The following is a 12,605-nucleotide window of genomic DNA, read 5'->3' as shown; positions in this document are numbered from 1 at the left end:
CGCTTATTTCAAAGCTGGAACGTAGTAGTCGTTCACGTACGGCATGGGAACCCAGCGATAGCCATCGCCATCGGCACGCAGGTGGCCGACGCCGGGAAACGCCACGTGGTCACCGGCCACCCAGTAACGGCCTTTCAGGGCGTCGGCAAATGCCTGCTTGCGCTGTGCCGCCGCGGCGGCCGGGTCGACGTCGAACACGATGGTCACGGCGGGATTCGGTAACTGGACTTCCGCCACATGCAGCAGGTCGCCCCAGAACACCAGCTTTTCGCCCCGGCTTTCCAGTGCATAAAAACTGTGGCCGGGCGTGTGGCCAGGGCTCGGGATCGAGCGAATGCCAGGAAACAGCTGGGTGGCGCCGCTGAAGGTCTTGACCCGTCCGCTGTCGACATACGGCTTCATCTTGGCCGCCGCCTGATCGAAGTATTGCCTGGCACTGTCCGGCGCCCTGGCGCGGTTGGCCGCACTCATCCAGTAATCGAGTTCGCGTTGTTCGACATGCACGGTGGCGTTGGGGAAGACGATACGCTGGCCGTCCATCAGGCCACCGGTGTGATCGGTGTGGATATGGGTGATCAGGATGTCGGTGATCTGCTCCGGTTGATAGCCGATGGCGCCGAGGCTGGCGGCGAGCTTGTTCAGGGTTGGCCCGTACAGTTCGCCGGTGCCGGCATCCACCAGCACCAGCCGGTGGCCGGCTTTGATCAGATAGGCGTTGATGGAGGCATCGACCGCAGTGGTCTGGTAGGTTTCCGCCAGCCGCGCGGCAACCTCGCCCGGCTTGGCGCCGGTCAGCAATACGTCGGCTGGAATGGGTAGCGTCCCATCGGACAAGGCGGTGACGTCGAAATCGCCGAGCTTGAAGTGGTAATAGCCAGCCTGGAACCTGTCGATACGCGGGACGGGGTCCTGCTGTGCGCTGGCAACCGGAAGGCTGGAGGCGCAGATGAAGATGGCGATCAGTGTACGTGCAAGCATCGATATTCCTTGGTGGCGTGAAGTTCTTCGATTATATTTATCTCCCATAGGTTGATATATGGCTTGAAAATAGATTCATTATTTCTTTATCGTTGATAATTGAATGATCGATATTGGATGATTGATAACATTGGAGATCTGCTGGTGTTCGCACGCGTCGTCACGGCCGGCAGCCTGACCGGCGCCGCAAGCGAGCTGGACATGTCGCTGGCGGTCGTCAGCAAGCGTCTGGCGGCGCTGGAAGAGCGGCTTGGCATCCGCCTGCTGAACCGCACCACGCGGCGCCAGTCCTTGACGCAGGAAGGCGAGCGCTTCCACGCCCATTGCGTGCGGATCCTGTCGGAGGTGCAGACAGCGGAGGAGGAAATGGTGCGCAGCCGTGAGACCGTATCGGGGCTGCTTCGGATTACTGCGCCACGCACTTTCGGCCGGCGCTACGTGGCTCCGCTGGTCGCGGCGTTCCAGGCCCGCCACGCCGGCCTGCGCATCGAGCTGGTGCTGGCCGACGAAATCGTGGATATGGTCGAGGCCGGGATCGATGTCGCGCTGCGCTTTGGCGCCCTGATGGATTCGACGATGACGGCGCGCTATGTGGCGCCCAGTTATCGCGTGCTTTGCGCCTCGCCGGCATATTTGCGCCAGCACGGCGAACCCACCCATCCGGATCAGCTGGCCGGGCATCGATGCATCGTCTACGGCGCGCGCCATTCGCGGCACTGGTTATTTCAGGGCAACGATGCGCACGTGGCGGCCGAAATCCAGGGCACATTCATTTGCAACGACGGCGATGCCGCCGGTGCGCTGGCGATGGCTGGCGCCGGGATTTTCTTCAAATCGATCTGGGACGTGGGTGCCGATTTGATGGACGGGCGGCTGGTGCACATCATGCGCGAGTACCGGGCGATTGCAGAACCGCTGCATGTGGTGTATCCGCATGCCTTGCATCTCTCGCCACGTGTACGTGAATTTGCGAACTTCGCACTCGGGACGTTGGCCGAGGACTGGGTGAAACTGAGCACAGCGTATCCTTGAGCGGGCTATCCGGCAGTATCGGTCCTTAATGCGCCAGCGTGCAGAGTGATAGCCGCCAGGGGCTGCGTGCTAGACTCGATCCAACGACCCGGCACGCCATGCAAAGAATCCATCCATTCGGTACGCTCAAGGCGCGGATGACAATCATCGTCTGCGCGCTGGTATTCCTGTCCGGCATCCTGCTGTCCATCTACGCGGTCAACATCGTCGAGCGGGACATGACCCGGCTGGTCGGCGACCGCGAATACGCGCTGTTGTCCAGTGCGGCGGCGCAGATGGAACAGGACCTGCAATCGAAGCGGGCGGTGCTGCGCGTCACGGCCGAAGGCATGCGCGCCGCACAGGTGGTCCGTCCCGCGGCGGTACGCCGCCACCTGGAACAGATCCCTTCGCTGGACCAGCAGTTCTTCAACACCGTGGCGATCGATGCCAAGGGCACTCTCATGAGCAGCCTGTCCGGCGGTGCCGCCGCCGGACAGACCACCGTGGCGGCCCGCGAATACTTCCAGCAAACGGTGGCCACGCGCAGGGGCCTGTTGTCGCGGCCACTGCGCAGTGCGCTGTCGGGAAAGCCCGTCGTGCTGCTGACCGAGCCGGTCTTCAATGCGGCCGGAACCCTGCAGTTCGTGCTGGCCGCCTCCATCGACCTGTCGCAGGCGGATTTCTTCCGCCACCTGGACCGCCTCACGCCGGGCCGGCACGGCTACATGTTCGTGGTGACGACCGAGGGTGTCATCCTGCACCATCCGGATGCGCGCCGCCTGCTGCGCAATGTCGCCGACGAGGAGGGCGGCATCGTGCCATCGACGCGGCAGGCGCTGGCGGGGATGAATGGCTGGGTGCTGGCGAAGAACAAGGCCGGCGTGGATTCACTGATCGGCTACCGCCGGCTGGCCACCGCCGACTGGATCGTGGGCATCGTCTATCCCACGGCGGAAGCGTTCGCGCCGCTGGTGGCAATGCGCCAGCGTGCGCTGCTGCGCACGGGCATCGCGGCAGCCGTCGCTGGCCTGCTGGGGCTGTTTGCAATCGTGGTCTTGCTGCGTCCCCTGGAAACCTTGCGCCGCCAGGTGGCGAGCATCCGCCGCGGCGATGCCGGCATCGACATCATCGACCTGGCCCGCAGGGACGAGGTGGGCGCCCTGAGCCGGGCCATCCATGCGCTGACCGAAGAGCGGGCCAGGGCGGAAGCCGAATCGGCACGGCTGGCCAGCACCGACTCGCTGACCGGCCTGTGCAACCGCCGCATGATGGAATGCGAGTTGGACAAGGCGCTGATGCGCCTGAACCGGACCCGTACCGGGATCGGCGTGGCGTTTCTCGACATCGACCATTTCAAGCAGATCAACGACAGCCATGGCCATGCTGCCGGCGATGCCGTACTGGTCGAATTCGCCAGGCGGCTCAAGCTGGCCGTGCGGGGCACCGACCTCGTGGCGCGTTATGCGGGCGATGAATTCGTCGTCGTCTTCGAGGGCCTGTATGCCGTCGATGAATTGCCGGCCCTCGGGGCGAAAATCGTCGAGGCCATGCATCTGCCGTTCGACGTCATTGCTGGCGGACTACCAGTCACCACCAGTGTCGGCCTGGCCTTCGGTGGCGCCGACAGTACCCGCGAAAGCTTGCTGAAGTGCGCGGACGAAGCGCTGTATGTCGCCAAGGCCGCCGGCAGGAATGGCTTTTTCGTCGATGGCGTCGTGGCCAAGGCGTGCGGCGTCGAGCACTAGCGGACGGCTTTGCCGGGGTGCCTTGCGTGATCGCGTAGCGGGCTTGAGGTACTCCCACACGCCGCGGCCTTATGCGACATGTTTGCGCAGGTGCGAATGACGGCGCTGGAGCACCAGGACGCACGCTCCGATGACGACGAGCAACAGCGTGCCTGGCTCGGGAACGGCTTCCACCTCGGCGACCGACCATGTCGCGAACGTCGAATTGCTGAAGCCTTGAGGCGGTGGATAGGCCGTGACAGTCCAGAACGAATCGGCATCTCCCGGACTGGCCTGGTTGATAAAAGCCACTGTGTCAATGGCGGGCCACCTCGGATCCGGGACGTCGTGGAAGAAATACGGCGTCAGGACATAGCAGGCGTCTTGCGCTTCGCAACCCCGTGTCTGAAGCGGCGCCTCGTCGAAAATCCCCAGGAAAACCTGCTCGGCCAGCGCCTCTGACGCCCGGAGTGCACCGTCGCTGGTAGTGAACGGCAGTGCTCCCACGGGCGGCGGGATTTTCTCGAACTGCACGTTGTACATCACACCCTGCACATCCACCCCCTGTGCGCCACGCAGGAGACCGTTCTCGATCAGCAGGATTGGCGACGCTGACACAATGCCATGTGAGCCGAGCAACATCAGGAATATTCTGAACATTTGCAAAGGGGACTTTGACATTTTGCAACTCCAAAAATATTTCACAGTGCTGAAGCATGTTCTGTGCCGTGGAAATAACCAGGGAGATATCAATCACTTGGACGATGTATGCCGCGTCCCCCTCAGATGAGCTGTAAAGAAATCCGGCGTTCCTCATGCGGTGCGCTGCGCTGGCGGATTATCAGGCCGACTCCGGTCGCCAAGTGCGTTCGCGCCGGCACACCCGGCCGCGTGCGGTGTTCCGAAGGCCGCCGTTTTCCCTGTCACCGCATGCAGCCGATCGTCAGATCGGCGCCAGCCGTCCCGCCCCCAGCATGGCCAGCAGCACGGCGCCCAGCACGATGCGGTAGATCACGAAGGGCATGAAGCCGCGGCTGCTGACGATCTTCAGGAAGCCGACGATGACCCCGTAGCCGACGAAGAAGGCGACCACGGTGGCGAGCGCCGTGGGGCCGGGGGCGACGGGGCCGGCCACGCCCCAGCTTTTCACCAGCTGGTAGCCGCCCGATGCCATCACGGCGGGGATCGCCAGCAGGAACGAGTAGCGCGCCGCGGCTTCGCGCTTGTAGCCCATCAGGAGGCCGGCCGTGATGGTGCCGCCGGAGCGGGAGACGCCCGGGATCAGGGCCATCGCCTGGGCGAAGCCGAAGACGATGCCGTCGCGCCATGTCATCTGGCCCAGCGACAGGCGCTGCTTGCCGAAGCGGTCGGCAAAGCCCAGCAGCACGCCGAACACGATCAGCATGGTGGCCGTCAGGTACAGGTTGCGCAGGTAGGTCTCGATGGCGTCCTGCAGCAGCAGGCCCAGGATGCCGATGGGGAGCGAGCCGATGATGATCAGCCATCCCAGCCGCACGTCCGGATCCTTGCGCAGGGCAGGATCGGCCAGCCCGCGCAGCCAGGCGGTGGCGATGCGCGCGATATCGCGGCGGAAGTAGATCAGCACGGCAAGTTCGGTGCCGATCTGCGTGATGGCGGTAAAGGCGGCGCCCGGGTCCATGCCCGAAGGCAGGAACGGACCGATGATGCGCAGGTGCGCGCTGGAGGAAATGGGAAGGAATTCGGTCAATCCCTGCACCAGTCCCAGCAAGGCGGCTTCCAGCCATCCGATCGATGATACGGTCATGCGTTTCTATCCTGTCATGTCAAAAAGCCATCATCATATACAAGATTGCCTTCATTGCAGCAAATACAACCCCTGAAACGAGCGCGGCGGACGCGGCGGCGGTCGCCAGGCCGGCCACGATCCACAGCCCGTCGCGCTCCAGCACGCCCAGCGCCAGCATGCTGATGGCCAGCGCGGGCAGCATGTTCCCCAGCGGGATCGGCAGCAAGACCACGATGGCCAGCAGCAGGCACACCAGGCCCACCACGTATTCCATCGGCGGCAGCGCCCAGGCCGTGCCGCGCGGGCGCAGCATGCGTTCGGCGCGCAGCAGCCACGGCCGGATGCGGCCGATCAGCGCCTGGAAATCGCTGCGCGCGATCGACCGCGTGGCGATGAAGGCGGGCAGCCAGGGCTTCCTGGCGAACGCCAGCTGGGCGGCCAGGATCACCAGCGGGGCACCCAGGATCGCCGACGTGCCGGGCAGCGTGGGCAGCACGTTGGGGCAGGCGAACACGAACAGCAGGGCGCCCAGCGCCCGGTCGGCCAGGGCAGTCAGCAGGTCGCCGATGGAAATACGCTCGCGCGTGGCATCTTCGGCCAGCTGCTGGAGGACGTCGGAGAGGGCGGGGCCGGCGGCATGGTGCTTCATCACGCGGTTTCCTCCATTTCGGCGGCGGCGATGCGGTGCACCGCGACCTTGGCGATGCGCCGCTCCTCGACGGCCAGGATCTCGTAGCGCAGGCCATCGAGTTCCAGCGACTGGCCGACGTCCGGGAAGCCCTCGAAATGCGCCAGCAGGAAGCCGGCCAGCGAGGTGCAGTCGGCATCGTCGCGCACCAGCGCGTCCGTTTCCAGCACCTGTTCGAGCAGGTGCAGGTCGGCCGCGCCATCGATTTCCCACCGGCCCGGGGCCTTCAGCTGGATGGCCAGCTCTTCGTCTTCGTCGGGGAATTCGCCGGCGATGGCTTCCAGGATGTCCACCGGTGTCAGCAGGCCCTGCACGACGCCGTATTCATCGGTCACCAGCACCAGCTGGCCGTGCGCGCGCTTCAGCGTGTCCATCGCCTTGAGCACGCCGGCCGTATCGGGCAGCACGATGGGCGTGCGCAGGCGTCCACCCGTTTCAGCGATCGGGCGGCGCAGCAGCAGGTCGGCGATCATGTCCTTGGTGCGGGCGATGCCGAGCACATTGTCCAGCTGGCCCCGGCACACCGGCATCAGGCTGTGCGGCGTTTCCTGCAACTGGCGCAGGATCGTGTCGGCGGCATCGTCCAGGTTCACCCACGACATCGCCGAGCGCGGCGTCATCACCGAGCGCACCGAGCGGTCGCCCAGCGTCAGCACGCCGCTGACCATGTTGCGTTCCTCGACGGCGAAGGCATCCAGTGCCATCGCCTGACCGCCAAGGGTGTCGGCCGCCGTGTCGACGCGTTTGCGGCCGCCCATCAGGCGCAGCACCGTGTCGGCCGTGCGGTCGCGGAACGGCATGCGCGCCTCGTTCTTGAGGAAATTGCGGCGCGCGAACTGGTTCAGTGTCTCGATCACGATCGAGAAGCCGATGGCCGCGTACAGGTAGCCCTTGGGGATATGGAAGCCCAGGCCTTCGGCCACCAGCGACAGGCCGATCATCAGCAGGAACGACAGGCACAGCACCACCACGGTGGGATGCGCGTTGACGAAGCGCGTCAGCGGCTTCGAGGCGAGGATCATCACGCCGATCGAGATCACCACGGCCGCCATCATCACGCCCAGTTCGTCGACCATGCCGACGGCCGTGATCACCGCATCGAGGGAGAACACGGCATCGAGCACGACGATCTGCGCCACCACGGCGCCGAAGCCGGCGTACACCTTCGAGCCGGTCTGCACGTGGGTCACCCCCTCGAGCCGTTCGTGCAGCTCGATGGTGGCCTTGAACAGCAGGAACACGCCGCCGGCCAGCAGGATCAGGTCGCGGCCGGAGAAACCCTGGCCGGCCACGAAGAACAGCGGTGTGGTCAGCGTGACGAGCCAGGAGACGATCGTCAGCAGGCCCAGGCGCATCAGCATGGCCAGCGACAGGCCGATCAGCCGCGCCTTGTCGCGCTGGTGGGGCGGCAGCTTGTCCGCCAGGATGGCGATGAAGATCAGGTTGTCGATGCCCAGGACGATTTCCAGGACGACGAGCGTGAGCAATCCCGCCCAGATTGCCGGGTCGAAAAGCCATTCCATTGATAAAACCTCGTAAAGACTGCGGTGCTGCTTGTTGGGGAAAGTCGGGAAAAACGTCGGGAAAATTAGCGGCAGGGCCGTATCAGGCCGAAGGCGGGGGCTTTATCGGGGGCAGGGGATCGCGACCGCGCCAGGGCGGCACGAAGCAGGGGACCGAGGCATCGGGCGGCGCGGCCAGCGGCGGCTGCGCGGCGGCGTGCACGGTGTCGTGGAAATCCATGCCGGCGGGCGGTTCACCGGGATCGATGTCGCAAAGGACGTCGCCCGGCAGGCCCATGCCGGCCCGGCTGTCGAAGGACACGATGTCAGCGGTGCGGTGATCAGCTGCCTTGCTGTCGCTGGCCTTGCTCTCGATGGCATGGCCGGGGGCCTGGAGGGGCGCCGGCGCGTGCGCGGCGACCGACAACGACAGCGCGAAGACATTCAGGGGGAACAGCAGGGCAAGGAAGATGACGAATAATCGTCTCATAGACATAACGTTGCACGGAACCGGGGCAGTGTACCATGAGTTATCATGCGCCACGCGGCCGGTTGGCCGGTCAGGTTCATCGAGGCGGCATGGCGGTCATCAATCCCAGCGAAGTGGAGTTCAGCGCGATCCGGGCCCAGGGGCCGGGCGGGCAGAACGTCAACAAGGTATCGTGCGCGGTGCATGCGCGCTTCGACATCGCGGCGTCGTCGCTGCCGGCACGCGTCAAGGAACGCCTGCTGGCCCTGCGCGACGCGCGCATCACGCAGGAGGGTGTGCTGGTCATCAAGGCGCAGGCCTCGCGCAGCCTGGAACAGAACAAGGAAGATGCGCTGCGCCGCCTGCAGGCGCTGGTCGACGAGGCGGCGCACGTACCGGTGGTCCGGCGCGCCACGCGGCCCACCCGCGGCTCGCAGGTGCGGCGCGTCGATGCCAAGGTGCGCAGCGGGAAGATCAAGGCCTTGCGCGGCAAGGTTACGGACTGAGGCCAGCGACCCGGGTCAGCGCGCCGCCGCCTTGGCCGCCTTGGCTTCCTTCACCGGCGCCACGAAGGCCAGCGCCTCCTCGAACGATTGCAGCACCATGTCCACGCGCCCGGCTACCAGTGCGGCATCGGCCGTCACGTCCTCGCGCGGCCGGATCGTCACCAGCGGCACGTCGGGCAGGTTCTCGCGCAATGCGTCGATCGCCTCGTTCCATGCCTCGAACGGGGTCTCGATCGGATAGACCACGAACACCGTCGACACCAGGTGTTCGGCATCCGGCCGCGCTTCCTCGTCCTCGTCGTCCAGCATGATGCTGCGCGCATCGATGCCCGCTTCGCGCAGCGCCAGCACCAGCAGCTCGCTGCGGAATTCCTCGCGGATATTGGAGAACCCCACGCTCAGCACGATCGACCGTGCCGGCACGTCGAGCGAGCCTTGCCAGCGGCCCAGCTGTTCCTCGCGCCGGCGCCGCAGGTGCGCGCCGATGCTTTCGTTGAGCATCGACACGGTCAGCCGGCGTGCCCGCCCGGTGTGCTTGCCGGCGGCCAGCGTGTCGGCCACCAGCGCGATGGTCGAGCGCAGGCGTTCTTCCTGCACCTTGTCGGTCCGCCCGCCGCGCAAGTCGCCGATGGCCAGGGCCAGGCCGGGCAGCACGACCTGGTCGCAGTAGCGCGCCAGCGTCGACTTGCGCAGGAACACGCGGGCATCGGCGATGATCGCGGCCGCGTCGCCGGACAGCGCGCGGTGGAAGAAGCGCTGCGCCGCGCTGGCGTCCGGTATCTCGGCCAGCAGGATGGTCACCGGTTCCAGGCCCTTGATGTAGCGGCCCGCCACGACCAGGCACAGTGTCAGCGGCGTGGACAGCAGCAAGCCCACCGGTCCCCACACGGCGCTCCAGAACAGCGCCGACACGATCACCGCCAGGGCCGACATGCCCGAGCTGTGCCCGTACACGCGCGGCTCGATCACGTACGCCAGCACCACTTCCAGCGCCACGAACAGCGCCAGCGCCACCAGCGCGAGCGTCCAGCCCGGATCGACCGCGGCGGCGAACAGCGCGATCGCGCCGCCGGCGATCAGCGCGCCGATATAGGGCACGAAGCGCAGCACGGCGCACAGTGCCGCACACAGCACCGCGTGCGGAATCCCCAGCAACCACAAGACCACGCCGATGACGGCGCCGAACACGATGTTGACGATGAACTGGGAAAAGAAGAAGCGCGACACGCCGTGCGCCGCGTCTTCCAGCCCCTTCAGCGTGCGGCTCACTTCGCGCTGCCCGGCCAGGCGCACCAGCCGGTCGCGCAGGTTTTCCTGGTCGAGCAGGACGAACACCAGCAGCACCAGCACGAGGCCGACGGTACCCAGCGGCCCGGACACCACGCCGATGGCCCGGGTCAGCGAATCCTGCGTGGACGTGGGCTCGCGGATCACCACCGGCACCGGCTGCGTGGTGCCGCGGCGCGAGCGCAGCGACGTGCCGCTTGCCGTGGCGCCGGGCACGCCTTCCAGCAGTTCGGCCGGCAGGCGGGCCAGCGGCTGCTCGGTGAGCACCTGCACTTCCTTCAGCTTGGCGCGGATCTCGGCGCGGTATTGCGGCAGGTCGGCCGTCAAGCCGTACAGCTGGGCGACCAGCACCACGCCGGCGCCGGCCAGGGCCGAGATCGACAGGCCCAGCGCGATGAAGGTGGCGACGGTGCGCGAGATGCCGAGCCCGACGATGGCGCGGATCAGCGGCGCCAGGGCCAGGCTGAGCACCAGCGCCAGCGTGATCGGTTGCAGCACTTCGCGGCCGAAGTGCAGCAGTGCGATCGCGCAGGTGACTGTCAGAAGGATGTTGGTGGGGCGTTTCAAGAACATGGAAAACCGGCGTGGTTGACGATCCGGCCGCTGCCGGACAGCCGAATGGACGAGTTGAACATTGCCGGATGATAGTGCACTTCGGCCCGTCGGAGCAGGGGTGTCCGCATCGCGGCCGCATTATATAATTGTTATTTATATAACGTTTACTTGCATGAAGGGAGTCATGGTGAAATTCTCGGTAAAAACAGTCGCCTGGGTAGCCCCGTTCGCGGCGGTATTGGTGACCACCGCCGCGGGCGCGGCACAGGTCGAGGAACTGAAGCCGTCGGAAGTGGCGGACTTCGTTGCGCGCCATGAATTTGCCATCGTCCAGGTGACGTCGCCGGACCGCAAGTGCGGCTACTGCATCGACGCGGACAAGAAGTTCGACAAGATGGCGGCCGCCCCGGCCGGCAGCAAGTTCGCGTTCGCCCGGGTGCAGTACGCGCCGTGGCGCGAGATCCCGGATTTCGGCAAGGTAATGCAGGTCTACGGCGTGCCCGAGCAGGCGGTCTTCCACCATGGCAAACGCGTCGGCCGGGCCAACATTTACTATGACACGCCGAAATCGTTCTATGCCCAGGTGGAGGCCGCGCTGGCGAATCCAGTCGTGCCGGGAGACGGCGTTGTCCAGACGGCGCCGCAACCCGCGCCCAAGCCGATGACCGCGGCGGAAAGCGCCGACCTCCGCCTGATGGTGCGGCGCGACCTGCTGCAGGCCACGATGGACGAGTGCGTCAAGCGTTTCCCCGCCGGGGCCAACCGGTACCGGGCCGCCGTGAAAGCCTGGGAAGCCCCGCGCAAGGATGCGCTGGATCGGGGCGCGCTGGTGTTCGTCCGCGGCGGGCACGACCCGAAGCAGTTCGCCGGCGAGGAAATCGCGGCGCTCACGCAGTGGATGGCCGGCCTGGGCATCGGCGCGCAAAAGAAACAGGAAGCGGCCGACTGCGACCGCATGGTGGCGGCGATGCCTGACCGGAAGTAGTGCGTGTCACGGTAACGCCGCTTAGTTAAGCGTTGCCCCGACGCTCTGAAAGCGCATGCATTCACCCCAACAGCGAAGGGCTGGGGTCAGACCCAGCGGGTCTGACCCCGGTATCTGCACTTGGGGTAGGCTTGTCTGAGCGGCATAACGTGCCACGGGACAGCGGCGCCAGCGTTGCGACTGCGAACCCCGTTGCATGAATGTTCTGGACAAATGGTTACAACGCCGGATTTGCTGATATAATTTCCTTATGCAATTGTTGTTAACCAAATACAACAATTGGCATTCCCCCAGTTCGGCAGGAAGTGTCCGTCGAGCTGTCGTCGGCCCAGACATCGCCGGCAGTTTTCTTCCACTATCCGCCATTACTGGAGTTCGCCTCATGCGCATCAAATCCGCCCTGCTGTCCGTCGTTGCCATCGCCACGCTGGGTACCGGCTTCGCCCACGCGGCCACCAATCTGGTTGCCAACGGCAATTTCGAGCAAACCACCAACGGTAGCAACAAGCAGCTTTCCGCCAAGCCGACCACGGCAGCCGACCGCACCACGCTGGCCGGCTGGACCAGCAGCAATGGCAACGATGGCGGCTACAACTTCGTGCTGGACAGCAAAACCGCGCCCACCTGGGATTCGGCGATCTGGCTGAAGGGCAACGGCAACGGCTACGACCCGCTCGACGGCCGCGGCAACTTCTTCGCCTCCGATTCGCAGTACCACCCCGGCGTGCTGTCGCAGACCGTGAGCGGCCTGGCCGCTGGCAGCGCGTACACGCTGACCTTCGACTACGCGCTGGCACAGCAGGTCGGTTTCGACGGCGCCAACGCCGACAACTACTGGCAGGTCGGCTTCGGCGGCGCCAGCCAGGACAGCACGGCGCTGTCGATCGCCAACGGCGGCTTCAGCGGCTGGAAAACCGCGACGATGACGTTCACGGCGGACGGCGCCAGCCAGGTGCTGTCGTTCCTGGCCAAGGGCACCGCCCCGGGCGCGCCGCCATTCCTGCTGCTCGATGGCGTATCGTTGGTATCGGCCGTGCCGGAACCGGCCACGTGGGGCATGCTGCTGGGCGGCCTCGGCCTGGTCGGCTTCGCGGCGCGCCGCCGCGGCAAGAAAACCGCGTAAGCTTCG

Annotated in this window: 12 protein-coding genes; 5 read left to right on the top strand and 7 right to left on the bottom strand. The window is 65.7% G+C overall.

Going from position 1 to position 12,605, the window contains the following annotated elements; genetic code table 11:
* Positions 1-3: 3 nt before the first annotated feature.
* Positions 4-978 carry an MBL fold metallo-hydrolase gene (locus OU994_RS22715; protein ID WP_281607798.1) on the bottom strand — a complete coding sequence of 325 codons (975 nt, stop codon included), beginning with the start codon at positions 976-978 and terminating at the stop codon, positions 4-6.
* Between the two features lie 117 nt (positions 979-1,095).
* Between OU994_RS22715 and OU994_RS22710 the strand changes: the two genes are divergently transcribed.
* Together OU994_RS22710 and OU994_RS22705 are read left to right on the top strand one after the other, a co-directional pair.
* A complete protein-coding gene (locus OU994_RS22710) occupies positions 1,096-2,010 on the top strand; it encodes a LysR family transcriptional regulator (protein ID WP_281607797.1) in 915 nt (304 codons plus the stop codon).
* A gap of 137 nt (positions 2,011-2,147) precedes the next feature.
* On the top strand, positions 2,148-3,737 hold the full coding sequence (locus tag OU994_RS22705; protein WP_281607796.1) for a diguanylate cyclase domain-containing protein: 1,590 nt from the start codon (positions 2,148-2,150) through the stop codon (positions 3,735-3,737).
* A gap of 69 nt (positions 3,738-3,806) precedes the next feature.
* Here the strand turns inward: OU994_RS22705 and OU994_RS22700 are convergent, their stop codons facing one another.
* The 5 genes from OU994_RS22700 to OU994_RS22680 form a co-directional block, all read right to left on the bottom strand.
* Positions 3,807-4,397 (bottom strand): PEP-CTERM sorting domain-containing protein, encoded by a 591-nt coding sequence (locus tag OU994_RS22700; protein WP_281607795.1) that lies wholly within the window; start codon positions 4,395-4,397, stop codon positions 3,807-3,809.
* Between the two features lie 262 nt (positions 4,398-4,659).
* Positions 4,660-5,502: an undecaprenyl-diphosphate phosphatase gene (locus tag OU994_RS22695; protein ID WP_131144986.1), complete on the bottom strand. Its 843-nt coding sequence runs from the start codon at positions 5,500-5,502 to the stop codon at positions 4,660-4,662.
* A gap of 19 nt (positions 5,503-5,521) precedes the next feature.
* Entirely contained in the window at positions 5,522-6,133 is a 612-nt protein-coding gene (locus OU994_RS22690) for an exopolysaccharide biosynthesis protein (RefSeq protein WP_281611690.1), read from the bottom strand.
* Positions 6,133-7,695 (bottom strand): TerC family protein, encoded by a 1,563-nt coding sequence (locus tag OU994_RS22685; RefSeq protein WP_281607794.1) that lies wholly within the window; start codon positions 7,693-7,695, stop codon positions 6,133-6,135. The genes OU994_RS22690 and OU994_RS22685 overlap by 1 nt, the downstream gene beginning before the upstream one ends.
* 82 nt (positions 7,696-7,777) lie before the next feature.
* Positions 7,778-8,164: a hypothetical protein gene (locus tag OU994_RS22680; protein WP_281607793.1), complete on the bottom strand. Its 387-nt coding sequence runs from the start codon at positions 8,162-8,164 to the stop codon at positions 7,778-7,780.
* An 89-nt stretch (positions 8,165-8,253) separates the two neighbouring features.
* Here OU994_RS22680 and arfB point away from each other — a divergent pair, with 89 nt between their 5' ends.
* Complete coding sequence (gene arfB, locus OU994_RS22675) at positions 8,254-8,649, top strand: alternative ribosome rescue aminoacyl-tRNA hydrolase ArfB (protein WP_281607792.1); 396 nt, start codon at positions 8,254-8,256, stop codon at positions 8,647-8,649.
* Positions 8,650-8,664: 15 nt separating this feature from the next.
* Here arfB and OU994_RS22670 read toward each other — a convergent pair whose 3' ends face one another.
* Positions 8,665-10,509: an AI-2E family transporter gene (locus OU994_RS22670; protein ID WP_281607791.1), complete on the bottom strand. Its 1,845-nt coding sequence runs from the start codon at positions 10,507-10,509 to the stop codon at positions 8,665-8,667.
* Between the two features lie 166 nt (positions 10,510-10,675).
* Between OU994_RS22670 and OU994_RS22665 the strand changes: the two genes are divergently transcribed.
* Positions 10,676-11,476, top strand: a complete 801-nt coding sequence (locus OU994_RS22665; protein ID WP_281607790.1) for a hypothetical protein — start codon at positions 10,676-10,678, stop codon at positions 11,474-11,476.
* A 382-nt stretch (positions 11,477-11,858) separates the two neighbouring features.
* Positions 11,859-12,599 (top strand): FxDxF family PEP-CTERM protein, encoded by a 741-nt coding sequence (locus tag OU994_RS22660; protein WP_281607789.1) that lies wholly within the window; start codon positions 11,859-11,861, stop codon positions 12,597-12,599.
* Positions 12,600-12,605 lie beyond the last annotated feature (6 nt).

It is taken from the genome of Pseudoduganella sp. SL102, from assembly GCF_027856995.1.
Lineage (GTDB): Bacteria > Pseudomonadota > Gammaproteobacteria > Burkholderiales > Burkholderiaceae_D > Rugamonas > Rugamonas albidiflava.
The sequence above is the reverse complement of the archived record's forward strand: the minus strand, read 5'-3'. Positions and strand labels throughout refer to the sequence as shown.

Excerpts from the sequence above, each read along its gene's own strand:
- OU994_RS22660 (WP_281607789.1), top strand. The coding sequence starts at position 11,859 with ATGCGCATCAAATCCGCCCTGCTGTCCGTCGTTGCCATCGCCACGCTG.
- OU994_RS22705 (WP_281607796.1), top strand. The coding sequence starts at position 2,148 with ATGACAATCATCGTCTGCGCGCTGGTATTCCTGTCCGGCATCCTGCTG.
- arfB (WP_281607792.1), top strand. The coding sequence starts at position 8,254 with ATGGCGGTCATCAATCCCAGCGAAGTGGAGTTCAGCGCGATCCGGGCC.
- OU994_RS22700 (WP_281607795.1), bottom strand. The coding sequence starts at position 4,397 with ATGTCAAAGTCCCCTTTGCAAATGTTCAGAATATTCCTGATGTTGCTC.
- OU994_RS22665 (WP_281607790.1), top strand. The coding sequence starts at position 10,676 with ATGGTGAAATTCTCGGTAAAAACAGTCGCCTGGGTAGCCCCGTTCGCG.
- OU994_RS22685 (WP_281607794.1), bottom strand. The coding sequence starts at position 7,695 with ATGGAATGGCTTTTCGACCCGGCAATCTGGGCGGGATTGCTCACGCTC.
- OU994_RS22710 (WP_281607797.1), top strand. The coding sequence starts at position 1,096 with ATGATTGATAACATTGGAGATCTGCTGGTGTTCGCACGCGTCGTCACG.
- OU994_RS22690 (WP_281611690.1), bottom strand. The coding sequence starts at position 6,133 with ATGAAGCACCATGCCGCCGGCCCCGCCCTCTCCGACGTCCTCCAGCAG.
- OU994_RS22715 (WP_281607798.1), bottom strand. The coding sequence starts at position 978 with ATGCTTGCACGTACACTGATCGCCATCTTCATCTGCGCCTCCAGCCTT.
- OU994_RS22670 (WP_281607791.1), bottom strand. The coding sequence starts at position 10,509 with ATGTTCTTGAAACGCCCCACCAACATCCTTCTGACAGTCACCTGCGCG.
- OU994_RS22695 (WP_131144986.1), bottom strand. The coding sequence starts at position 5,502 with ATGACCGTATCATCGATCGGATGGCTGGAAGCCGCCTTGCTGGGACTG.
- OU994_RS22680 (WP_281607793.1), bottom strand. The coding sequence starts at position 8,164 with ATGAGACGATTATTCGTCATCTTCCTTGCCCTGCTGTTCCCCCTGAAT.